The sequence below is a fragment of the Streptomyces sp. NPDC057963 genome (assembly GCF_042887155.1).
In the GTDB taxonomy this organism is placed as follows: Bacteria; Actinomycetota; Actinomycetes; order Streptomycetales; family Streptomycetaceae; genus Streptomyces.
In genome coordinates, this window is record NZ_JBHVPX010000008.1 from 95,930 (window position 1) to 118,041 (window position 22,112).

Genomic DNA, 22,112 nt, shown 5'->3' on the forward strand with positions numbered 1-22,112 from the left:
GGTTTCAGTTGCTCCTTACGAAAGTGCGGAAGTGGTCGGTCGTCGCGCCCGGTCGACTGATCAGTCGTGGGAGTGCAGGGGCTTGCCGGCCAGGGCCAGGTGGGCCTCGCCCATCGCCTCGTTCTGCGTCGGGTGTGCGTGGATCAGCTGCGCGACCTCGGCGGGCAGCGCTTCCCAGTTGTAGATCAGCTGGGCTTCGCCGACCTGCTCGCCCATACGGTCACCGACCATGTGGACGCCGACCACGGCACCGTCCTTGACCTGGACGAGCTTGATCTCGCCCGCGGTCTTGAGGATCTTGCTCTTGCCGTTGCCCGCGAGGTTGTACTTCAGAGCGACGACCTTGTCCGCGCCGTAGAGCTCCTTGGCCTTGGCCTCGGTGATGCCCACGGAGGCGACCTCGGGGTGGCAGTACGTCACCCGCGGGACACCGTCGTAATCGATCGGAACGGTCTTCAGACCGGCCAGCCGCTCCGCCACCAGGATGCCCTCGGCGAAGCCGACGTGCGCGAGCTGGAGCGTCGGGACCAGGTCGCCCACGGCCGAGATGGTGGGCACATTGGTCTGCATGTACTCGTCGACCAGGACGTAGCCGCGGTCCGTCGCGACGCCGGCCTCCTCGTAGCCCAGGCCCTGCGAGACCGGGCCGCGGCCGATGGCGACCAGCAGCACCTCCGCCTCGAAGGTCTTGCCGTCGGCGAGGGTCACGCGGACACCGTCCTGCGTGTACTCGGCGCTCTGGAAGAACGTACCGAGGTTGAACTTGATGCCGCGCTTGCGGAAGGCGCGCTCAAGAAGCTTCGAGCTGTTCTCGTCCTCGACCGGGACCAGGTGCTTCAGGCCCTCGATGATCGTGACGTCGGTGCCGAAGGAGGTCCACGCCGAGGCGAACTCGACGCCGATGACGCCGCCGCCCAGCACGATCGCGGACTTCGGGACGCGGTCGAGCTTCAGCGCGTGGTCCGAGGAGATGATGCGGTTGCCGTCGATCTCCAGGCCCGGCAGCGACTTCGGCACGGAGCCGGTCGCGAGCAGCACGTGGCGGCCCTGGACGCGCCGGCCGTTCACATCCACCGAGGTGGGGGAGGAGAGCCGTCCCTCACCCTCGATGTAGGTGACCTTGCGCGAGGCGATGAGACCCTGCAGACCCTTGTACAGGCCCGAGATCACGTCGTCCTTGTACTTGTGGACGGCCTCGATGTCGATGCCCTCGAAGGTGGCCTTGACACCGAACTGGTCGGCCTCGCGCGCCTGGTCGGCGATCTCGCCGGCGTGCAGCAGGGCCTTCGTGGGGATGCAGCCGTTGTGCAGGCAGGTGCCGCCGACCTTGCCCTTCTCGATCAGAGCGACGTCCAGGCCCAGCTGCGCTCCGCGCAGGGCCGCGGCGTAACCGCCGCTACCACCGCCGAGGATCACTAGGTCGAAAACGGTGCTGGCGTCGTTCGCCACGTCACGTCCTCCATGCATGTGCGCCGTACGCCGGGCCCCGTCGCTGGGGGATGACCGGCCGGTCGGCTGGTGTTCGGCCGCTTTTGTTATTCGGCCCTGTGGTGGGGGCCCTGTCCTGCCGAGAACCCATCTTCGCACTTGTTGACGGTGGGCGGGACGCGGGGCCCGGGTCTGAGACGGATGATCAGCCGTCTCACGTGGTTACCGCTGCGTAGAGACGTACGGATTTCGTTGAGAGCGAAACCGGCCGGTTCCGTGCCGCGATGCCAGGAGGAGAACACCTGCGGCCCCGGACGTATGCCCGGGGCCGCAGGTCAGCCGTGACCTCAGCCGAGGTCTCCGGCCGCGGTGCGCTCGGCCAGCTTCACCAGCGTGCGGACCGCGGAACCGGTGCCGCCCTTCGGCGTGTAGCCGTACGGCGCGCCCTCGTGGAAGGCCGGGCCCGCGATGTCCAGGTGCGCCCAGGCGATGCCCTCGCCCACGAACTCCTGCAGGAACAGACCGGCCACCAGGCCGCCGCCCATCCGCTCGCCCATGTTGGCGATGTCGGCGGTCGGGGAGTCCATGCCCTTGCGCAGGTCGGCGGGGAGCGGCATCGGCCAGGAGGCCTCGCCGACCTCCTCGGCGATCTCGTGGATGGAGGTCCGGAAGGCGTCGTCGTTCGCCATGATGCCGAAGGTGCGGTTGCCCAGCGCCAGCACCATCGCGCCGGTCAGGGTCGCCACGTCGACGATCGCGTCCGGGTTCTCCTCGGAGGCGCGGGTCAGCGCGTCGGCGAGGACGAGCCGGCCCTCGGCGTCCGTGTTGAGGACCTCGACGGTCTTGCCGCTGTACATGCGCAGCACGTCACCGGGGCGGGTGGCGTTGCCCGACGGCATGTTCTCGGCGAGCGCCAGCCAGCCGGTGACATTGACCCGGAGGCCCAGACGGGCGGCCGCGACGACGCTCGCGAACACGGCGGCGGCGCCGCTCATGTCGCACTTCATCGTCTCGTTGTGGCCGGCCGGCTTCAGCGAGATGCCGCCCGAGTCGTAGGTGATGCCCTTGCCGACCAGGGCCAGGGTCTTCTCCGCCTTCGGGTGCGTGTAGGCGAGCCTGACCAGGCGCGGGCCGTGGGTCGAGCCCTGACCGACGCCCAGCAGGCCGCCGAAGCCGCCCTTGACGAGCGCCTTCTCGTCGAGGACCTGCACCTTGATGCCGTGCTCCTTGCCCGCGGCGGTGGCCACGGCGGCGAAGGACTCCGGGTACAGGTCGTTCGGCGGGGTGTTGATCAGGTCGCGGGCGCGGTTGATCTCCTCGACGACCGCGAGGGCGCGGTCGGCGGCCGCCTTGAACGCCTTGTCGCGCGGCTTGGCGCCGAGCAGGGCGACCTCGCCGAGCGGCCCCTTCGGGCCGTTGCCGTTCTTCTTGCCCTTGGGGGCCAGCTTGTCCTCGCCGCCCTGGTACGCGGTGAAGGCGTACGCGCCGAGGAGCGCGCCCTCGGAGACCGCCCCGGCGTCCTCGGCGGAGGCGATGGGCAGCGCGAAGCCAGCCTTCTTCGCACCGGTGAGGGCGCGGGCGGCCGCGCCCGCGGCCCGGCGCAGCGCCTCGGCGTCGTACTCCGCGTCCTTCCCTGGGACGGGGCCGAGGCCGACCGCGATGACGACCGGGACCTTGAGGCCGTCGGGCGCGGGGAGCTTGGTCACCTCGCCCTCGGCACCTGCGGCGCCCAGGGCCTCCAGGACGGTGGCGAGCTTTCCGTCGAACGCCTTGTCCACGGCCTCGGCGCCCGGTGCGAGGACCAGGTCCCCAGACTTGGATCCAGCGCCCTTGGCGACGCCGACGACGAGTGCGTCGGCGCGCAGCGTCGCCGCACCGGCAGTGCTGAGAGTGAGAGCAGTCACGGTGGTGAAATCTCGCTTCCGTTGAGTTCGTTGTCGGTCGAGGGGTGGGCCGACCGTGCCCGGCGCATCGTAGACGCCGCCGCAATGTGCCGGGAATGAGCCTACGCGCGCCATTGCTGCGGGATCACGGCGGCGGGCCGTCGATGGCCTGTTGTGGTGTCCCGGCCGCGGTTCCGGGCGGCGGGAGCCGGGCCCGTGCGACGGGAACGGACCGTGGAAGTAGGGTCGTTGCCGGTGGCGGACCTACAGGGGGAGAACCATGCACGTCCGTGGGGCTGCGCGCCCGGCGCGACCGGGAGCGGTGCTGCCGGTCACCGTACTGATGCTGCTGGCCCTGCTGACCGGCTGCACCTCGGCGCCGGAACAGGTCCCGCGGGGCCACTGGCGGCCGGAGCCGGGAATCGGCTGGCAGTGGCAGCTCTCCGGCCGGCTCGACCCCACGGTGGACGTCCCCGTCTACGACATCGACGGCTTCGAGCACGAGGCCTCGGCCGTCGCCGATCTGCACCGCCGGGGCCGCAAGGTGATCTGTTACCTCTCCACCGGCGCCTGGGAGGACTTCCGCCCGGACGCGGGCGAGTTCCCCGCCTCGGTGCGGGGGAAGGGCAACGGCTGGGAGGGGGAGCGGTGGCTCGACATCCGCCGCACGGACGTCCTGGAGCCGCTGATGGAGGCGCGGATCGCGATGTGCGCGAAGAAGGGTTTCGACGCGGTGGAACCCGACAACATGGACGGCTACCGCAACCGCACGGGCTTCCCGCTGACCGCCGCCGACCAGGTGCGCTACAACCGGCTCATCGCCCGCATCGCCCACCGCCACGGACTCGCCGTCGGCCTGAAGAACGACCTCGACCAGATCCCGGAACTGGTGCCGGACTTCGACTTCGCGGTCAACGAGCAGTGCGCGCAGTACCAGGAGTGCGAGGCCCTCACGCCGTTCGTGAAGGCGGGCAAGGCCGTCTTCCACGTGGAGTACGAACTGCCGGTCGCCCGGTTCTGCGCCGCGTCGCAGCGGCTGGGGCTCAGTTCGCTGCGGAAGAAGTACGAACTGGGTGTGTGGCGCCAGGCGTGCCCCGGGGCGCGCACCTAGAGCCGTACGGCTCTGGAACCGTACGGCCGACCGGGCAGGTTCTAACCGAGCGCCAGCACCACCAGGGCCGCCGTCGCCGCCGTCTCCGCCAGCGCGCCGAAGACATCGCCGGTCACCCCGCCGAAGCGCCGTACGCAGTGCCGCAGCAGGAGTTGGGCGGCGCCGAGCGCGGCCAGGGCGGCGAGGGCGTGGTGCAGCGCCCCGTACCCGCCGAAGAGCGCCCCGGCACCCGCGCAGGCCGCGACCGCGACGGCCCCGACCGCCACCGCGGCCCGCACCGTGACCGTCCCGGCCACCGCCGCGCCCAGCCCTTCCGGACGGGCCGCCGGTACGCCCTGACGGGAGGCCAGTGTGAGCGCCAGCCGGGCGGTGACCGCGGCGACGGCCGCCGCCACCGCGCCGCGCGCCCAGCTCTGCCCGTACAACTGGTCCAGGACCGCGACCTGGGCCAGCAGAACGAACAGCAGGGTGATCACGCCGAACGGCCCGATGTCCGACTGCTTCATGATCCGCAGGGCGTCGTCGGCGGGTCTGCCGCTGCCCAGGCCGTCGGCGGTGTCCGCGAGACCGTCCAGGTGCAGCCCTCTGGTCAGCACCGCGGGCACGGCCGCGGAGGCGACCGCGGCGAGCAGCGGACCGGAGCCGAGCAGCAGTGACAGGACGCCCGGCACCGCGGCGAGGATCCCCACGACGAGACCGGCGAGCGGCGCGCACATCATCCCGGTACGGGCGGTACCGCGGTCCCAGCGGGTGACGCGGACGGGAAGCACGGTCAGGGTGCCGAAGGCGAAGCGCAGGCCGTGGCTGTTCAGGGAGGTCACGGCGCGCAGGCTAATCGCTGTGACGGACCGATAGATTGGTCGTAACACGACAGACCATGGCAAAAGTGTCCTATCGGGAGTGGGTGGCATGGGTCACTGGTTCGATCAGAACATCGTCGAGCCGGGGAAGCTGCCGCTGCTCCTCGCCCTGGCCGCCTTCGTGCTCACCTTCGCCGTCACCCGGTTCATCACCCGGATGATCAGGGCGGGGAAGGGGCCGTTCCGCAACATCACGCCCGGCGGAGTCCATGTCCACCACGTGGTGCCCGGTGTGGTGCTGAGCGTCGTCGGCGGCTTCGGGGCGGTCGCCAGCAGTCGCCACGGGGTGACCGCGGGGGTCTGTGCGGTGATCTTCGGTATGGGCGCGGGGCTGGTGCTGGACGAGTTCGCCCTGATCCTCCACCTCGACGACGTGTACTGGACCGAGGAGGGCCGCCAGAGCGTGGAGGTCGTGGTCCTCACCGCGGCGCTGGTGCTGCTGGTCCTGGCCGGATTCTCACCGCTCGGCGTGAACGAACTGAGCAGTGACGAGCAGCAGGGCAGGCTCGGGGTCGTCCTGACCCTGGTCGTCAACTTCTGCTTCGTGCTGATCTCCCTGTTCAAGGGCAAGGCGCGGCTCGCGGTGGTCGGCACCCTCGTCCCGTTCGTCGCCCTGATCGGGGCGATCCGGCTGGCCCGGCCGACCTCGATGTGGGCGAGGCGCTTCTACCGCAACCGCCATCGCGCCCGTGCGCGGGCGGTGCTGCGGGCCTACCACCACGATGTGCGCTGGATGGGCCCGCGCCGCAGATTTCAGGACCTGATCGGCGGGGCGCCGGACCGGGCTCCGGTCTCCGGACGCAAACCCTGATCCCGGCGGCGCAGATCCCGGCGCCGGTGCCGGCTCACCGTGACGGCGCACAGCGCGAGCACCGCGACGATCGCCGCCAGATGCTCCTTGCCGGCCAGATTGTTCTTGAGGACCATCTCGACGGCCATCGCCGCGATCACCAGCGCCCCGGTGAACCAGGCGCGGTAGAGGCAGCACACGTAGACGGCGAGACCGACCACCGCCGCCGACGGGCCGGTGTCCACGATCCGGGCGTCGGTGGCGGGCAGCCCGAACAGCCCGTCCGGGCCGAGCGCGACGCCGATCCGCGCGTACAGCGTCCCGGCCAGCGTCGCGGTGTACGCGATCATGAGCGTGCGCCACCGGCCCAGGCAGATCTCGGCGGTCCCGAACACCATCAGGATCTGCCCCAGCGCGCCCCACACCGGCAGGTCCAGCGCCGGGACGAACAGCGACAGCGGGGTACGCAGCAGGGCCTGCCACAGCGGGTCCTCGGCCCGTACGGCCCCGAGTTCGCGCACCGCGCCGAAGCCCCACGCCTGGTTCTGCACGGCGTGCAGCAGTGCCGTCAGGCAGACCGCTGCGAGCGTCATCGGGACCGCCCGCAGCCGGACGGCGGTGAGCCCCGCGCGTACGGTGACGACGAGCGGACCCCATTCGTGACGGGCTGCCCCGCGCAGCGCCCGTACGGGTCTCATCCACCGGCCCCGAGGTGCGAGCGGTGCAGCCACTTGGGCAGACCGGGCGCCTCCAGGAACCCTTCGGCACGGCCCGCGGCGAGGCCGATGCGCAGGAGGTCGGAGCTCTTCTCGAAGAGCATGAAGCGCGGCTCCCAGATCGGTCGGTACTTGGCGTTCGCGCGGTAGAGCGACTCGATCTGCCACCAGCGCGAGAAGAAGCTGAGCATGGAGCGCCACAGCCTCAGCACCGGTCCGGCGCCGAGTCGTGAACCCCGCTCGAAGACGGACCGGAACATCGCGAAGTTCAGTGAGACCTGGGTGATCCCGATCTCTTCGGCGCGCTGCAGGAGTTCGATGACCATGAACTCCATCAGGCCGTTCTCGGAGTCCCGGTCGCGGCGCATCAGGTCCAGCGAGAGGCCGTGCGGCCCCCACGGCACAAAGCTCAGCACGGCGCGCAACTCGCCGGGCGCGCCGCCCTCTTCGGCGTCCGCGCCGTCCTTCCCGGTGGGTGCGTCGCGGCATTCGAGCATCACGCACTGCCCGTCGGCCGGATCGCCGAGCCGGCCCAGCGCCATGGAGAAGCCGCGCTCGGTCGCCCCGTCGCGCCAGTCGTCGGCGCGCCGCACCAGTTCCGCCATCTCGTCGTCGGGGATGTCGGCGTGCCGGCGCACGGTCACCTCGTACCCGGCGCGCCCGACCCGGTTGTACGCCTGGCGCACGGTCCGCATCGCCCGCCCTTCGAGGGTGAACTCGGCGGTCTCCACGATCGCCTCGTCGCCCAGTTCCAGGGCGTCCAGGCCGTGCCGCGCGTACACGGTGCCGCCCTCTTCGCTCACCCCCATCACCGCCGGGATCCAGCCGTGCTCGCGGGCCTCGGCCAGCCACGGCTCGATCGCCCCCGGCCAGGCCTCCGGGTCGCCGATGGGATCACCGGAGGCGAGCGAGACCCCGCCGACCACCCGGTAGGCGACGGCGGCCTTCCCGGTCGGTGACCAGACGACGCTCTTCTCCCGGCGCAGCGCGAAGTAGCCGAGCGAGTCCCGGTCGCCGTGCTTGTCGAGCAGCGCCCGCAGCCGTACCTCGTCCTCGGGGGTGATCGGGTCGACGGCCCGGCGGGACCGGAACGCCGCGTACACGACGGCGATCAGCAGCAGGGTGGAGAGGATGTTGATCGTGACGTTGACCCAGCCGGGCGTGCGGATCCCGGGGAAACCGGCGTCGTTGGCGGCGATCGAGACCAGCCGCAGGGCGCCGTAGCGCCAGCGGTCCAGGAAGGACGAGCGGAAGCCGTCGTGCGCGGTGTTGGTGAGGGTGACCAGGCCCGCGGCGATCAGCGAGGTGGTCAGCAGGCCGCCGGCCGCGACGGCGGCCGCCAGCTTCGGGTTGGACCGGTCGCCCTTCGCGTAGAACTCACGCCGGCCGAGGGCGAGCGCCAGGACGAATACGGCGGTCAGTGCCAGCGAGACCCAGTTCTGCGGGTACTGCCGGACCTCCGGGAACGGGATCGCCAGGGCGAAGAGGAGCAGCAGAAGACTGCTCACCACCATGTTCACGATCCAGGCGGCCCGCTTGCGGCGGCGCATGGTGATCGCGAGGAAGAGCGCGACCACCCCGGAGGAGAAGCCCGCGGTGAGCAGGTACGGGGTGAAGTAGTTCGCGGTGTTGTGGCGGCGCAGATCATTGCCGAAGCTGACCCAGACAGCGCTCAGGAAATTGATGAACGACACCACGCGCAGATACCAGATGGTGAACGCGGCACTGCGCCGCGACCGGTCGGTGCTCGGTGCCCGGGTGCTGTCCCGCCCGGTTTCGTCGGTGGCCAATCGGACCTCTCCCATGAAAAGCGATCATATGGTGCATCGCGCTGTAGGAGGGGGCTGCGCTGCGGCCGGTCTTCGGCGGCCGCAGCTGTGCCGGGTCCGTCAGCCGCCGGTCGCGTCGCCGTCCGCGTCGCTTCCCTCGGCCTCTTCGCCGGCGCCGTCCTTCTCGTCGGCGACAGGTGGGCGCTCGGGCAGCTCCGCCGCCAGCGCGGCCGCGGCCCGAACAAGAGGAAGTGCGAGCAATGCCCCACTTCCTTCACCGACGATGACGCCGTGGTCCAGCAAGGGGTTGAGCGCCATCCGGTCCAGAGCCTTGGCCTGCGCCGGCTCGCCGCTCGCCTGACCCGCCAGCCACCAGTCCGGTGCCCGGAAGGCCGCGCGCTGACCCACCAGCGCACAGGCCGCCGAGACCACACCGTCCAGGATCACCGGCAGTCTGCGCACCGCGCACTGCAACAGGAACCCGGTCGTCGCCGCCAGGTCCGCACCGCCCACCGCGGCCAGCAGCTCCAGCTGATCGCCGAGGACCGGCCGGGCCCGCCGCAGCGCGTCCCGGATCGCCGCGCACTTGCGCATCCAGGCCAGATCGTCGATCCCCGCGCCACCGCGTCCGGTGACCACCGAGGCGTCCGTGCCGCACAGCGCCGCGATCAGCGTGGCCGCGGCCGTCGTACCGCCGACGCTCAGATCGCCGAGCACCACCAGATCGGTGCCCGAGTCGGCCTCCTCGTCCGCGATCGCCATCCCCAGGCGCACCGCCTGCTCGGCCTCCTCGGCCGTCAGCGCGTCCTCGACGTCGATCCGGCCGCTGCCGCGCCGCACCCGGTGGCGTACCACCGACTCGGGCAGCAGCTCCGGGTCGCAGTCCAGACCGGCGTCGACGATCCGTACCGGTACGGAGAACCGGCGGGCCAGCACGGCGAGCGGAGTCGCGCCGTCCAGCGTGGCTCTCACCAGCTCGTGCGCGCTCCCGGCCGGGCGGCCGGAGACACCCAGTGCGGCCACCCCGTGATCACCGGCGAAGAGCACCACACGCGGTTGCTCGATCGCCTTGACCGGTACGGACTGCTGGGCGGCCGAGAGCCATTCGCCCAGCTCGTCCAGGCGCCCGAGGGCGCCCGGAGGAACGATCAGGCGCTCCCGGCGTTCCTCGGCGTCGCGCCGTACGCCGCCGTCGGGGCGTTCGATCAGGTCGGAGAAGTCGTCCAGATTCACGGGGGTCTGCCTCGCGGGTCGATACGTGGAGTGGGCCGGTGAGCCCGGCGGCGGGCTCACTGCGGAACAGTACCCGCAGCGTTTCTGACGCCCGGTCAGCGCGGGGACCCGTATCCGAACCGCAGCTGGGTCATCGCGGGTGTCAGGGTCCGCAGCCCCGGAAGCAGCGACTGGAGCCGGATCAGCTCGCCCATCGCGCCCCGCCCCCGGGGCAGCCGCAGCGCCCGTACCTCGGTGATCGCCGGGTGCGCACCGCGCAGCTTGTGCCGCTCGCCGGGGTTCATCGCCCAGCGCATCGGCGGAATGGCCGTCCCGCCGGCCTTCGAGGTGCCGGCCACCGTGCCCCTGGCCAGCCAGCGCGCCATCGTGTCCAGGACGAGGACGCCGCCGGGCAGCCGTTCGGCGCAGGCCGCCAGGATCCTCCGCACCTCCGCGGGAGGCAGGTACATCAGCAGCCCCTGCGTCGTGACGACCGCACCGCGGCCCTCCGGATCCTCGATCTCGTCCAGCCAGGACAGATCGGTCGCCGACCGGGACAGGGTGCGCAGCCGGCCGGAGGCGGGCAGCAGCGCCCGCCGCAGCTCGGCGACCTCCGGTAGCTCCACGCTCAGCCAGCTCAGCCGGCCGTTGTCGACCCGCCAGAAACCGGTCTCCAGGCCGTCGCCGAGCGCGACCACGGTGGCCTGCGGACGGTCGGCGAGGTAGCCCTGCACGGCCAGGTCGAAGCAGCGCGAGCGCAGCCCCTGGGCCTGCGAGTGGAACGCGTTCGGCCGCCCGAACCGCTCCTCGAAGGGATAGTCCAGATCCTTCATCAGCCGCAGCGCCATCGGGTCGTCCAGCACCGGATAGCGCTGCCCCGCCTCGTACGCCCGGTTGTAGAGCGTCCACAGCAAGGTCTCGGGAACCCCGCTCAGCGTCGGTCGCACACGTGCCATGTCCGCTCCTCCTGTTCCCGCGTCCGCGTGCTCCGGTCAGCCGCGCAGCGCCAGCACCTGCCCGGCCACCACCAGCAGCACCTGTTCGCACTCGTCGGCGAACGCGGCGTTCAACCGGCCCAGCTCGTCCCGGAACCGCCGCCCGGCGGCCGTCGCGGGCACCACTCCCGAGCCCGTCTCGTTGGTCACGGCGACGACCGAGCGCCGCGTTCCGCGCACCGCGGCGACCAGCTCGGCGGTCCGCTCCCGCAGCGCGCTCTCGCCGCCGTCCGCCCATGCCGCGTCGTCCCAGGCACCCACCCGGTCCATCGCGTCGGTCAGCCACAGCGACAGGCAGTCGATCAGCAGCGGAGGCCCGTCCGACTCCAGCAGTTCCACCAGCTCACAGGTCTCCTCGGTGCGCCAGGCGGCGGGCCTGCGCTCCCGGTGCAGCCCGATCCGGGCCGCCCACTCGGCGTCCCCTTCCCTGCGTCCACCGGTCGCCACGTACACCACCTCGGGGAATGTCTCCAGGCGCCGCTCGGCCTCCACGGACTTCCCCGACCGGGCACCGCCCGTCACCAGCGTGCGCCGCGGTACCTCCAACGCCGCGTGGTACTCGCCCACCACCAGCGTCGTCCCGTCCGGCACGGCGCGCGCGCCGGCAGCCGCGAGGCGTCGGTCCAGCTCCCCGCCGGGCGGTGCGTCGTGGTCCAGATGGACGGCGATGATCTCCGTGGTGGGGCCGATCGCCTCGACGGCCCGCAGCCGCGCCACCGCGTCCGGCCGCCCGACCACATCGCCGACCACCATGTCGTACGGCTGGGGCGCCGGGTCCGCGAGGCCGGAGGGCGCGGCGCCGGGCGGCAGGTAGAGCAGCCGTACGCCCTCCGGCGCGGTCACCTCGTAACCCGTGCCCGGCGCGTCCATCGGCACCGCCCGCACCCGGTGCCCGCTGATCAGCGTCAGTTCCCGCCCGTCCGGCACCCGTCCCGCCGGAGGCAGCCCGGCGGGCAGCTCCACGGCGGGCCCGTCGTGCGGGTGGGTGAGCAGCACCTGCCGTACGCCGGTGAGCGAGTGCCCCGCACGGGCTGCGGCGAACACGGCGCCCGGGGTGAGATCCAGCAGCAGCGCGTCGTCGACCAGCACGGCGGTCGCGGCCCGCGAGCGCGGCCCGCGGGCGGTGGCGCAGGCGGCGCAGGGACATTCGGGGCGCGGCAGCCCGTCGGGGGCTCCGGTGCCGAGCAGAGTCAGTTCCACGCCTCCGATCCTGCCGCGTCCGCGCCACGGGTGCGCGACTTGGGGGGTGTCCGGGCGGGCGCAGACCCCGTACCCGCACGGGTGGGAGGCACTAGGCTGCGGGCAGCAAAGCGACCCAGGAGGCGGACATGGCGTGGACGTGGCGGTTCGAGAAGTCCGACGGTACGGAGACGGAGCCGGCCCTGCAGCCGGAGGAATTCACCACGCAGGGTGATGCGGAGTCCTGGATCGGCGAGTACTGGAAGGAACTCCTCGACGGCGGGGCGGACCAGGCGACGCTCTTCGAGGACTCGGCGAAGATCTACGGCCCCATGAGCCTCCAGGCGGACCAGGGCTGATCCGCCCCCGCACACGCGAGCGACGTACGGGCCCGTGGGCTGCGATCCCGGGCCCGTACGGCTGAGATCCGCCGGGATCCGCGCCCGCGGGGCGGTGGCACGGTCCACCGACGTGTACGTGTCGTCGGCGGCGCTCCGCGCCCGCGGGGCGGCGGCGTTCCGTCCGTCCGGGTCAGGCCGGGGCCCGCGCCCGTACGCGGCGACCGGGCTCTCCTGCCGTCGCCGCCCGGGACCGGCCCGTACGGCGGCGGAGGAGGGTGTTCCCGCGGCCGGGATCTAGATCTCGCCCAGGGTGGCCCGCGCCGTCTTCTCCGCCCCGTTGCGCAGATACGTCACCGTGACCTTCTGGCCCGGCTTGTCCGAGGCCAGCGCCTCCGACAGGGACGTGATGGTCGTGACCGGCAGATCGTTGAGCGCCGTGATGATGTCGCCGACCCGCAGCCCCGCCTTGTCCGCGGCGCCGCCCTTCGTCACGCTGACCAGCGCGACCCCGGCCGGCCGGTAGTTCGTGTCGACGACCGTGCGTCCGGTGATGTCCAGCGCCGCCCGGCCCGAGTCCGTGACCTTGCCGCTCTTGATGATCTGATCGGCGACCGTCCGCACCATCGAGACGGGGATCGCGAACCCGATTCCCGGTGCCGCGCTGTCACCCATCTCCGGGTCGATCGCCCCCAGCGTCGGGATGCCGATCACCTCGCTGTTCAGGTTGACCAGCGCACCGCCGCTGTTGCCCGGGTTGATCGCCGCCGAGGTCTGCACCATGTTCGCGATCGTCGCGCCCGTGCCACCGCCCGCGCGGCTCTCGCTGACGGTCCGGCCGAGCGCCGAGACGATGCCCTGGGTGACGCTGGAGGACAGCCCGAGCGGCGAGCCCATCGCCAGCACGATCTGTCCCACCTCGACCTTCTCCGAGTCACCGAACTTCGCCGGTTTCAGCCCCTTCGGAATGCTGTCCAGCTTGATGACGGCCAGATCCTGTTCCGGATAGGAGGTGACCAGCGAGGCGTTCAGTACCTTTTCGCCCGTCGCTACGGTGACCTTGAACGTCCTCTCGTCACCGACCACATGGGCGTTGGTGACGATATGGCCCTTGGAGTCGTAGACGACACCGGAGCCCAGGCTGTTGGCGGCCTCGATCTGCACGACCGACGGCAGCACGTTCTTGATCACGGCCTGGTAGTCGCTCTGCAGATCATCGGCGTTCCGGGGAGCGGGGGGAGACGCGGAGGGATCGGCCTTCGGTGAATCGGACTTCGTGTCCGAGCAGCCGCTTACCAGGGCGATGGCGCAGAGCCCGGCGGTCAGAGGCAGCAGCACCTGGCGCACACGGCTGCGGAAGTGGAATGCATCCATGTCCGGATTGTCGCTTCTGGCGCTCCCGGTGGCCCGCTGGGTTCGGCCGACCGGGCACCGCGCCCCCGTCCGGCTCCGGCCCGGACGAGTGGTTCTAGCCCCGCACCCCGCACAGGTGCAGCAGCGCGGCCACCCCGCGGTACGGGTCCGTCCGCCCGGCCCGGTCCTCCGCGGCCAGCACCTGCTCCAGCTCGGCGGCGGCCGGCAGTTCCACGTCGTTGCTCACGTTGTCCGTGAAGACGCGGACCCCGTACCAGGTGTGCAGGGGCGCCGCGATTCCGGCGAGCGTGGCCGTCAGGGCGTCCAGCCGGTCGGCCCGTACCGGGAGGCCCAGCCGGTTGGTGTATGTGGCCGTGTCGAAGGCGGCCAGCGCCGTGTCCCAGTCCCCGGCCGTCCCGGGGCGCATCGCCAGCGCGTCGGCGTTCCGTACGAGCAGCGAGAGCAGCCCGCCGGGGGCCAGCATCCGGGCCAGGCCGGCCAGCATCGCGTCCGGCTCCCGGACGTACATCAGGACGCCGTGGCAGAGCACCACGTCGAAGCTGCCGGGCAGGAAGTGCACTCCGGTGTCCAGGCCGTCGCCCTCGATCAGCCGGACCCGCTCGCGGATGCCCGCCGGCTCGCTGCCGAGCGACTCGCGGGCCACCCGCAGCATCTCGGCATCGGACTCCAGCCCCGTCACGGTGTGCCCGGCCCTGGCCAGGCGCAGCGCCTGGGTGCCCTGGCCCATGCCGACGTCGAGGACGCGCAGCCGCTGCCCGACCGGGAAGCGGGCGGCTATCTGCTCGTCGAGCTGGCGGGCGACGAGCTCCTGGCGGACCGTGTTGCGCAGCCCGCCGAGGCCCTTCAGCCATGCCGAGGAGGCTCCCGAAAATCCGGTGACGGCCACGGGGGCGGCGCCGCCCGGCAGGCCGGCGGACGGACCGCCGGCCGAGGCGGAGATGTCCGTACTCAGGGCCGCTCTCCGCGCTTGACCTGCGGCTTCGGCAGCCGGAGCCGACGCATCTGAAGCGTACGCATCAGGCCGTAGGCGACCGCGCCGCGCTTCGGCGTATCGGGGAAGCGCGCGTTCAGCTGCTTCTTCAGGCGGAACGCGAGACCGATCGAGTCGACGACGATCAGCACGATCACGACGAGCCAGAGCAGCAGCGAGATGTTCTGGATGTTCTGCACCTGGATCACGCTGAGGATCAGAATGATCACGGCGAGCGGAAGGAAGAACTCCGCGATGCAGAAGCGCGAGTCCACGTAGTCGCGGACGAAGCGCCGCACCGGGCCCTTGTCGCGAGCCGGCAGATAGCGCTCGTCGCCACTGGCGAGCGCCTCGCGCTGCTTGGCCAGGTCGACACGGCGCGCTTCGCGTTGCCGCTTCATGGCCTCCTTGCGGTCGAGCGGCGCGCCACTGGAGGCACGACGGCGCTGCGACTGGGCATCGCTGCGCTTGGGGGTGGGGCGACCTTTGGGGGCCTGCGGGTCGCGGGGCTGCTTGGAGAGGTCCGCCGTCACCTTGCCGGTGGGCGCCTTCTCTTCCTTCGAACGGCTACGGAACACAAGGCCCAAGGGTACGGGTTCGATCGCCACGACCCCAGGCCGGTCGGGAACGATCCGGCAACGGCCCGCGTCTTCGCAGGTGTCCCCACGGGTTCCGCGGGGGCGCCGCCACCGGTTTCCCCGACCGCCACCTACTCCCTGGGCCGGAGTGGTGACCGGGTGCAGTCGTCCTTGGGGAGGAGCACATCTGTGCTCGAACAGTGCGGTAATAGAGGCAGGGCCCGTACTGTGGGTTCTGTTGGAGTGCTGGAGCTCAGTCCGTCAGAAGGGGGCGCGCGAAGCCCATGAGCGGTGTCATGAAGCGTATGGGGATGATCTTCCGCGCGAAGGCAAACAAGGCCCTGGACCGGGCCGAGGATCCGCGCGAGACCCTCGATTACTCGTACCAGAAGCAGCTGGAGCTGCTTCAGAAGGTGCGCCGCGGTGTCGCCGATGTGGCGACCTCGCGCAAGCGGCTGGAGCTGCAGCTGAACCAGCTGCAGGGGCAGTCGTCCAAGCTGGAGGACCAGGGCCGCAAGGCGCTCGCGCTCGGCCGCGAGGACCTGGCCCGCGAGGCGCTGTCCCGGCGCGCCGCACTCCAGCAGCAGGTCACCGACCTGGAGACGCAGCACACCACGCTGCAGGGCGAGGAGGAGAAACTCACTCTCGCGGCTCAGCGGCTGCAGGCCAAGGTCGATGCCTTCCGTACCAAGAAGGAGACCATCAAGGCCACCTACACCGCCGCCCAGGCGCAGACCCGGATCGGCGAGGCCTTCTCCGGGATCTCCGAGGAGATGGGCGATGTCGGCCTGGCGATCCAGCGGGCCGAGGACAAGACCCAGCAGCTGCAGGCGCGGGCCGGCGCGATCGATGAGCTGCTCGCCTCCGGCGCCCTGGACGACCCGACCGGGACGGCGAAGGACGACATCGCCGCCGAGCTGGACCGGATCTCCGGTGGTACGGATGTGGAGCTGGAGCTGCAGCGCATGAAGGCCGAGCTGGCCGGCGGCTCCACCCAGCAGCAGGCGATCGAGGGCGGCCCGCAGGACGCGGCGCAGCAGCAGTCGTCGCAGTCCCCGCACAGGTTCGACAAGAGTTAAGGCAGCGTCATGATCGTACGGATCATGGGGGAGGGCCAGGTCGTACTGGCCGACAGCCATCTCGCCGAGCTCGACGAGCTCGACGACGAACTGCTCGCCGAGGTGGAGAGAGGCGACGGCCCCGGCTTCCGCTCCACTCTCCACGCGCTCCTCGCCAGGGTGCGCGAACTCGGAGAGCCCCTGCCGGACGACTCCCTGGAGCCGTCCGAGCTGATCCTCCCGTCGTCCGACGCGACCCTCGAAGAGGTGCGCGCCATGCTCCGGGACGACGGCCTGATCCCCGGCTGACGCCGGTCGTACTCCAGCACCCGCACGCACCTGCGCGCACCCGCGCGAATCCGTGCCCCGTGCCCCGTGCCCCGTGTCCGGTCCGCCGGCCACGGGGCACGACCGTGTCCGCGGCGCGGCGCCCTTGCGGTTCGGGGCGTTCCGTACCGTTCTCTCCGCACGATCCGGACCGATTCCCGCGCGACACGCCGTAACGTAGCTTGACGTGACCACCCTCGGAACCGGGGTTCTGCGCGTCCGGCACTGGCTGCGCGACCATCCCCTCGCGCTGGACTCCGCGCTCGCCCTGGCCGTGCTCGCGGCCATGAGCATCGGGTCGTTCGTCCATCCGCGTACACCGAACGGGCCCACCTTCGGCACCCGCCCGCCCGAGGTGAGCAGCGTGTGCCTGATGGTGCTCGGTGCCGTGGCGCTCATCTGGCGGCGGCGCAATCCCATGGCGGTGCTCGCGGCCACCGCCGGGCTGACGGTCGTCGAACTGGTGCGGTCCGACCCGCCCGCGCCCGTGGTGATGAGCACCGTCATCGCGCTCTACACCGTCGCCGCCCGCACCGACCGGCCCACCACCTGGCGGGTCGGCCTGCTGACCATGGCCGCGCTGACGGCGGCCGCGATGCTCTTCGGTCCGGCGCCCTGGTACAGCCAGGAGAACTTCGGCGTCTTCGCCTGGACCGGCATGGCCGGCGCGGCCGGGGACGCCGTCCGCTCCCGGCGCGCCTTCGTCGGCGCGATCAGGGAGCGTGCCGAACGGGCCGAGCGCACCCGCGACGAGGAGGCCCGGCGCCGGGTCGCCGAGGAACGGCTGCGGATCGCCCGCGATCTGCACGACGTCGTCGCCCACCACATCGCCCTCGTCAACGTCCAGGCCGGGGTGGCCGCCCACGTCATGGACAAGCGCCCCGACCAGGCCAAGGAGGCGCTGGCCCACGTCCGGGAGGCCAGCCGCTCCGCGCTCAACGAACTGCGGGCCACCGTCGGGCTGCTGCGTCAGTCCGGCGACCCCGAGGCACCGACCGAACCGGCGCCGGGGCTCGCGGTCCTCGGCGAACTGGTGGACACCGTCCGACGGGCCGGGCTCCCGGTCGAGGTGGCCTGCACCGACCGGCGGTCCCCGCTCCCCGCGGCCGTGGACCTGGCCGCGTACCGGGTGATCCAGGAGGCGCTGACCAATGTGCGCAAGCACGCGGGCCCCGGCGCGAAGGCCGAGGTGAGCGTCGTACGGGTCGGGGCCACGGCCGAGATCACCGTCATCGACAACGGCTCGGGCGGGGGCTGCGGCGGGGGCGACGGCGGCGGCCACGGCCTCCTCGGCATGCGCGAACGGGTCACCGCACTCGGCGGCTCCCTCACCGCGGGGCCCCGCTACGGCGGCGGATTCCGGGTCCATGCGATCCTGCCCGTCAAGGCCCGTGCGGCAGAGCCGGAGGAGCCGGACGCGGCGGGCCGGACGGGGGAGAACGCATGACACCGCCCATCAAGGTGCTGCTCGTCGACGACCAGGCGCTGCTGCGCAGCGCGTTCCGGGTGCTGGTCGACTCGGAGTCCGACATGGAGGTGGTCGGCGAGGCGGCGGACGGCGCGCAGGCCGTCGAGCTCGCCCGGTCGACCCGCGCCGACGTCGTGCTGATGGACATCCGGATGCCCGGTACGGACGGACTCGCCGCGACCCGCATGATCAGCGCCGATCCGGAACTGGCGGACGTACGGGTCGTCATGCTCACCACCTTCGAGGTGGACGAGTACGTGGTGCAGTCGCTGCGTGCCGGGGCGTCCGGCTTCCTCGGGAAAGGAGCGGAGCCGGAGGAACTGCTCAACGCCATCCGTGTCGCCGCGGCGGGCGAGGCGCTGCTCTCGCCCGCCGCGACCAAGGGCCTGATCGCCACCTTCCTTGCGCAGGGCGGCAGTTCGGACGGCGACGGGCCGAGCGCCGCGGAGTACTCCGAGCGGCTCGACGCGCTCACCGGCCGCGAGCGCGAGGTGCTGGTCCTGGTCGCGGGCGGCCACTCCAACGACGAGATCGCCGAGCGGCTCGTCGTCAGCCCGCTCACCGTCAAGACGCATGTGAACAGGGCGATGGCGAAGCTGGGCGCACGGGACCGGGCTCAATTGGTGGTAATAGCGTACGAATCGGGCCTGGTGCGCCCCAGGGTGGAGTGACAGGTGGAGATATGGCGTACTCCACCTGCGGTATGCGCGGCATAAGAAAGCGACCCTGGGCCGACGCCCGAGCCCTTGCGGGTGAGCGATCGTATGGATGGGTCGGGTCTGTCCCCAGTAACCCGCCCATCTGCCGCGTAAGCCACAGAAGAGAGACCCACCCATGTCCTGGCTGTCCAGATTCAGCCTCGCGCAACGGGCCCTGATCGGACTGATCTCGATCGTCGCCCTCGTATTCGGAGCGATCGCGATCCCGCAGCTCAAGCAGCAGCTGCTGCCCACCATCGAACTCCCGATGGTGTCGGTGCTCGCCCCCTATCAGGGTGCGTCCCCCGATGTGGTCGAGAAGCAGGTCGTCGAACCGCTCGAGAATTCCATCAAGGCCGTCGACGGCGTCACGGGCACCACCTCGACCGCCAGCGAGGGCAACGCCGTCATCATGGCGACCTTCGACTTCGGCAGCGAGGGCACCAAGCAGCTCGTCGCCGACATCCAGCAGGCGGTGAACCGAGCCCGCGCCCAGCTTCCCGACGGTGTGGACCCGCAGGTCGTCGCGGGCTCGACGGACGACATGCCGACCGTCGTCCTCGCCGTCACCTCCGACAAGGACCAGCAGGCGCTCGCCGACCAGCTGAACCGCACCGTCGTCCCCGCACTGGAGGACATCGACGGCGTCGGCCAGGTCAGCATCGACGGCGTCCAGGACCTCCAGGTCTCCATCACCCCCGACGACAAGAAGCTCGCCGCCGCGGGTCTGAACGCCACGACGCTCTCCCAGGCGCTCCAGGCGGGCGGCGCGACCGTCCCCGCCGGTTCCTTCTCCGAGTCGGGCAAGAGCCGCACCGTCCAGGTCGGCGGCGCCTTCACCTCCCTGAAGCAGATCGAGGACCTGCGGGTCACCGGCCAGGACCCGGCGACGGGCAAGCCCGGCGAGCCGGTCCGCGTCGGTGACATCGCCACGGTGAAGCAGGAGCCGTCCACCGCGGTCTCCATCACCCGTACCAACGGCAAGCCGAGCCTCGCCGTGATGGCCACGATGGACAAGGACGGCAGCGCCGTCGCCATCTCGGACGCGGTCAAGGACAAGCTCCCCGACCTCCGCAAGGACCTCGGCGAGGGCGCCGAACTGACCGTCGTCTCCGACCAGGGCCCCGCCGTCTCCAAGGCGATCTCCGGTCTGACCACCGAGGGTGCGCTCGGTCTCCTCTTCGCGGTCATCGTGATCCTGGTCTTCCTCGCCTCGCTGCGCTCGACCCTGGTCACCGCGGTCTCCATCCCGCTCTCCGTGGTCCTCGCGCTGATCGTGCTCTGGACCCGCGACCTGTCGCTCAACATGCTCACGCTCGGCGCGCTGACCATCGCGATCGGCCGGGTCGTCGACGACTCGATCGTGGTCCTGGAGAACATCAAGCGCCACCTCGGCTACGGCGAGGAGCGCCAGTCGGCGATCATCACCGCGGTGAAGGAAGTGGCCGGCGCGGTCACCTCCTCGACCCTCACCACGGTCGCCGTCTTCCTGCCGATCGGTCTCGTGGGCGGCATGGTCGGCGAGCTCTTCGGCTCGTTCTCGCTGACCGTCACCTCGGCCCTGCTGGCCTCCCTGCTGGTCTCGCTGACCGTCGTCCCCGTCCTGTCGTACTGGTTCCTGCGCGCCCCGAAGGGCAGCACCGAGAACCCGGACGAGGCCCGGCGCAAGGCCGAGGAGAAGGAAGCCGGCAGCCGGCTCCAGCGGCTGTACGTCCCGGTGCTGGGCTTCGCGACCCGGCGCCGCGTCACCAGCATCGTTATCGCCGGCGTGGTGCTGCTCGGCACCTTCGGCATGGCTCCGCTGCTGAAGACCAACTTCTTCGACCAGGGCGAGCAGGAAGTCCTCTCCATCAAGCAGGAGCTGACCCCCGGCACCAGCCTGGCGGCCGCCGACGCGGCGGCCGAGAAGGTCGAGAAGGTCCTCGCCGACGACAAGGGCGTCAAGGACTACCAGGTCACCGTCGGCTCCTCCGGCTTCATGGCGGCCTTCGGCGGCGGTACGGGCTCCAACCAGGCCTCGTACCAGATCACCCTGAAGGACGCGGGCGACTCCGAGGCCGTGCAGAAGCGCCTCGACACGGAGCTGGGCAAGCTCGACGGCATCGGTGACACCACCATCTCCGCGGGCGGCGGCTTCGGCAGCCAGGACCTCAGCGTCGTGGTCAAGGCCGCCGACGCGGACGTCCTGAAGAAGGCGTCCGAAGAGGTACGGGCCGAGGTGGCCGGGCTCAAGGACGTCACCGACGTCCAGAGCGACCTGGCGCAGAGCGTGCCGCGGATCTCGGTCAAGGCCAACGCCAAGGCCGCGGAGGCGGGCTTCAACCAGGCCGCGCTCGGCGCGGCCGTCGCCGGAGCGGTGCGCGGCACCCCGTCCGGCAAGGCGATCATGGACGACACCGAGCGGGACGTCGTCATCAGGTCGGCCCACCCGGCGACCACGATGGCCGAGCTGAAGAACCTCTCCCTCGGACCGGTCGAGCTCGGCCAGATCGCCGACGTCGAGCTGGTCCCCGGACCGGTCTCGATGACCCGGATCGACGGCCAGCGCGCCGCGACCATCACCGCCAAGCCCACCGGTGACAACACCGGCGCGGTCAGCGCCTCGCTCCAGACGAAGATCAACGCGCTGAAGCTCCCGGACGGCGCCACCGCCACCATCGGCGGTGTCTCCGAGGACCAGAACAACGCGTTCCTGAAGCTCGGCCTGGCCATGCTGGCCGCGATCGCGATCGTCTTCATGCTGCTGGTGGCGACCTTCAAGTCCCTGATCCAGCCGCTGATCCTGCTGGTCTCCGTCCCGTTCGCGGCCACCGGCGCGATCGGCCTGCTCGTGATCACCGGCACTCCGATGGGTGTCCCGGCGATGATCGGCATGCTGATGCTGATCGGGATCGTGGTCACCAACGCGATCGTGCTGATCGACCTGATCAACCAGTACCGGACGCAGGGCATGGGCATCGTCGAAGCGGTCGTCGAGGGTGGCCGCCACCGGCTCCGCCCGATCCTGATGACCGCCCTGGCGACGATCTTCGCCCTGCTCCCGATGGCGCTCGGCGTCACCGGCGAGGGCGGCTTCATCTCGCAGCCGCTCGCGGTGGTGGTGATCGGCGGCCTGGTCACCTCGACCCTGCTGACGCTGCTCCTGGTGCCGACGCTCTACGCGATGGTCGAACTCCGCAAGGAGCGCCGCGCGAAGAAGAAGGCCGTCAAGCGGGCGCGGAAGGCCGGCCTGCCGGCCCCGGCCGAGGCGGCGGACTCCACCGTCGAGGAGCCGGAGCCCGCGAAGGCCTGACCCGACTGGCACGACGAGAGGGCCCTGTCCCACGCACCTGCGTGGGACAGGGCCCTTCGGGTTGTC

General features: G+C 71.4%; 19 protein-coding genes. 8 read left to right on the forward strand and 11 right to left on the reverse strand.

Going from position 1 to position 22,112, the window contains the following annotated elements:
- Positions 1–60: 60 nt before the first annotated feature.
- A complete protein-coding gene (lpdA, locus tag ACFVT1_RS20195; protein WP_389797176.1) occupies positions 61–1,449 on the reverse strand; it encodes a dihydrolipoyl dehydrogenase in 1,389 nt (462 codons plus the stop codon).
- Positions 1,450–1,775: 326 nt separating this feature from the next.
- Complete coding sequence (locus tag ACFVT1_RS20200) at positions 1,776–3,332, reverse strand: leucyl aminopeptidase (protein WP_389797178.1); 1,557 nt, start codon at positions 3,330–3,332, stop codon at positions 1,776–1,778.
- A gap of 259 nt (positions 3,333–3,591) precedes the next feature.
- Here ACFVT1_RS20200 and ACFVT1_RS20205 point away from each other — a divergent pair, with 259 nt between their 5' ends.
- Complete coding sequence (locus ACFVT1_RS20205; protein ID WP_389797180.1) at positions 3,592–4,422, forward strand: endo alpha-1,4 polygalactosaminidase; 831 nt, start codon at positions 3,592–3,594, stop codon at positions 4,420–4,422.
- A gap of 41 nt (positions 4,423–4,463) precedes the next feature.
- On the opposite strand, the gene ACFVT1_RS20210 is transcribed toward ACFVT1_RS20205, so the two are convergent.
- Positions 4,464–5,243 (reverse strand): adenosylcobinamide-GDP ribazoletransferase, encoded by a 780-nt coding sequence (locus ACFVT1_RS20210; protein ID WP_389797183.1) that lies wholly within the window; start codon positions 5,241–5,243, stop codon positions 4,464–4,466.
- An 88-nt stretch (positions 5,244–5,331) separates the two neighbouring features.
- Here ACFVT1_RS20210 and ACFVT1_RS20215 point away from each other — a divergent pair, with 88 nt between their 5' ends.
- Positions 5,332–6,093: a hypothetical protein gene (locus ACFVT1_RS20215; RefSeq protein WP_389797185.1), complete on the forward strand. Its 762-nt coding sequence runs from the start codon at positions 5,332–5,334 to the stop codon at positions 6,091–6,093.
- On the opposite strand, the gene ACFVT1_RS20220 is transcribed toward ACFVT1_RS20215, so the two are convergent.
- The 5 genes from ACFVT1_RS20220 to ACFVT1_RS20240 all read right to left on the reverse strand — a co-directional run bounded on the left by ACFVT1_RS20220 (position 6,036) and on the right by ACFVT1_RS20240 (position 11,964).
- On the reverse strand, positions 6,036–6,770 hold the full coding sequence (locus ACFVT1_RS20220) for a hypothetical protein (RefSeq protein WP_389797188.1): 735 nt from the start codon (positions 6,768–6,770) through the stop codon (positions 6,036–6,038). The two genes, ACFVT1_RS20215 and ACFVT1_RS20220, sit on opposite strands and share 58 nt — an antisense overlap.
- Positions 6,767–8,593 (reverse strand): phosphatidylglycerol lysyltransferase domain-containing protein, encoded by a 1,827-nt coding sequence (locus tag ACFVT1_RS20225; protein WP_389797190.1) that lies wholly within the window; start codon positions 8,591–8,593, stop codon positions 6,767–6,769. Before ACFVT1_RS20225 ends, ACFVT1_RS20220 begins: the two co-directional genes overlap by 4 nt.
- 84 nt (positions 8,594–8,677) lie before the next feature.
- Positions 8,678–9,790, reverse strand: coding sequence for a nicotinate-nucleotide--dimethylbenzimidazole phosphoribosyltransferase (gene cobT, locus ACFVT1_RS20230; RefSeq protein ID WP_389797192.1), 1,113 nt, complete (start codon positions 9,788–9,790; stop codon positions 8,678–8,680).
- Positions 9,791–9,885: 95 nt separating this feature from the next.
- Positions 9,886–10,725 carry a class I SAM-dependent methyltransferase gene (locus ACFVT1_RS20235; RefSeq protein WP_389797194.1) on the reverse strand — a complete coding sequence of 280 codons (840 nt, stop codon included), beginning with the start codon at positions 10,723–10,725 and terminating at the stop codon, positions 9,886–9,888.
- A 36-nt stretch (positions 10,726–10,761) separates the two neighbouring features.
- Positions 10,762–11,964, reverse strand: coding sequence for a bifunctional adenosylcobinamide kinase/adenosylcobinamide-phosphate guanylyltransferase (locus ACFVT1_RS20240; RefSeq protein ID WP_389797197.1), 1,203 nt, complete (start codon positions 11,962–11,964; stop codon positions 10,762–10,764).
- Positions 11,965–12,092: 128 nt separating this feature from the next.
- On the opposite strand from ACFVT1_RS20240, the gene ACFVT1_RS20245 reads away from it, so the two are divergent.
- Positions 12,093–12,302 (forward strand): hypothetical protein, encoded by a 210-nt coding sequence (locus ACFVT1_RS20245; protein WP_389797200.1) that lies wholly within the window; start codon positions 12,093–12,095, stop codon positions 12,300–12,302.
- A 276-nt stretch (positions 12,303–12,578) separates the two neighbouring features.
- Here ACFVT1_RS20245 and ACFVT1_RS20250 read toward each other — a convergent pair whose 3' ends face one another.
- The 3 genes from ACFVT1_RS20250 to ACFVT1_RS20260 form a co-directional block, all read right to left on the reverse strand.
- Entirely contained in the window at positions 12,579–13,655 is a 1,077-nt protein-coding gene (locus ACFVT1_RS20250) for a S1C family serine protease (protein WP_389797202.1), read from the reverse strand.
- A 94-nt stretch (positions 13,656–13,749) separates the two neighbouring features.
- On the reverse strand, positions 13,750–14,484 hold the full coding sequence (locus tag ACFVT1_RS20255; protein WP_389797740.1) for a class I SAM-dependent methyltransferase: 735 nt from the start codon (positions 14,482–14,484) through the stop codon (positions 13,750–13,752).
- A 119-nt stretch (positions 14,485–14,603) separates the two neighbouring features.
- Positions 14,604–15,203, reverse strand: coding sequence for a DUF3043 domain-containing protein (locus ACFVT1_RS20260; protein ID WP_389797742.1), 600 nt, complete (start codon positions 15,201–15,203; stop codon positions 14,604–14,606).
- Between the two features lie 296 nt (positions 15,204–15,499).
- Here ACFVT1_RS20260 and ACFVT1_RS20265 point away from each other — a divergent pair, with 296 nt between their 5' ends.
- The 5 genes from ACFVT1_RS20265 to ACFVT1_RS20285 all read left to right on the forward strand — a co-directional run bounded on the left by ACFVT1_RS20265 (position 15,500) and on the right by ACFVT1_RS20285 (position 22,046).
- Positions 15,500–16,282 (forward strand): PspA/IM30 family protein, encoded by a 783-nt coding sequence (locus ACFVT1_RS20265; RefSeq protein ID WP_093893567.1) that lies wholly within the window; start codon positions 15,500–15,502, stop codon positions 16,280–16,282.
- 9 nt (positions 16,283–16,291) lie between these two features.
- Positions 16,292–16,570 carry a hypothetical protein gene (locus ACFVT1_RS20270; RefSeq protein WP_389797206.1) on the forward strand — a complete coding sequence of 93 codons (279 nt, stop codon included), beginning with the start codon at positions 16,292–16,294 and terminating at the stop codon, positions 16,568–16,570.
- 205 nt (positions 16,571–16,775) lie between these two features.
- A complete protein-coding gene (locus tag ACFVT1_RS20275) occupies positions 16,776–18,035 on the forward strand; it encodes a sensor histidine kinase (protein WP_389797209.1) in 1,260 nt (419 codons plus the stop codon).
- A complete protein-coding gene (locus ACFVT1_RS20280) occupies positions 18,032–18,727 on the forward strand; it encodes a response regulator (RefSeq protein ID WP_389797212.1) in 696 nt (231 codons plus the stop codon). The genes ACFVT1_RS20275 and ACFVT1_RS20280 overlap by 4 nt, the downstream gene beginning before the upstream one ends.
- 163 nt (positions 18,728–18,890) lie before the next feature.
- Positions 18,891–22,046, forward strand: coding sequence for an efflux RND transporter permease subunit (locus ACFVT1_RS20285; protein WP_389797214.1), 3,156 nt, complete (start codon positions 18,891–18,893; stop codon positions 22,044–22,046).
- The last annotated feature ends 66 nt before the right edge of the window (positions 22,047–22,112 follow it).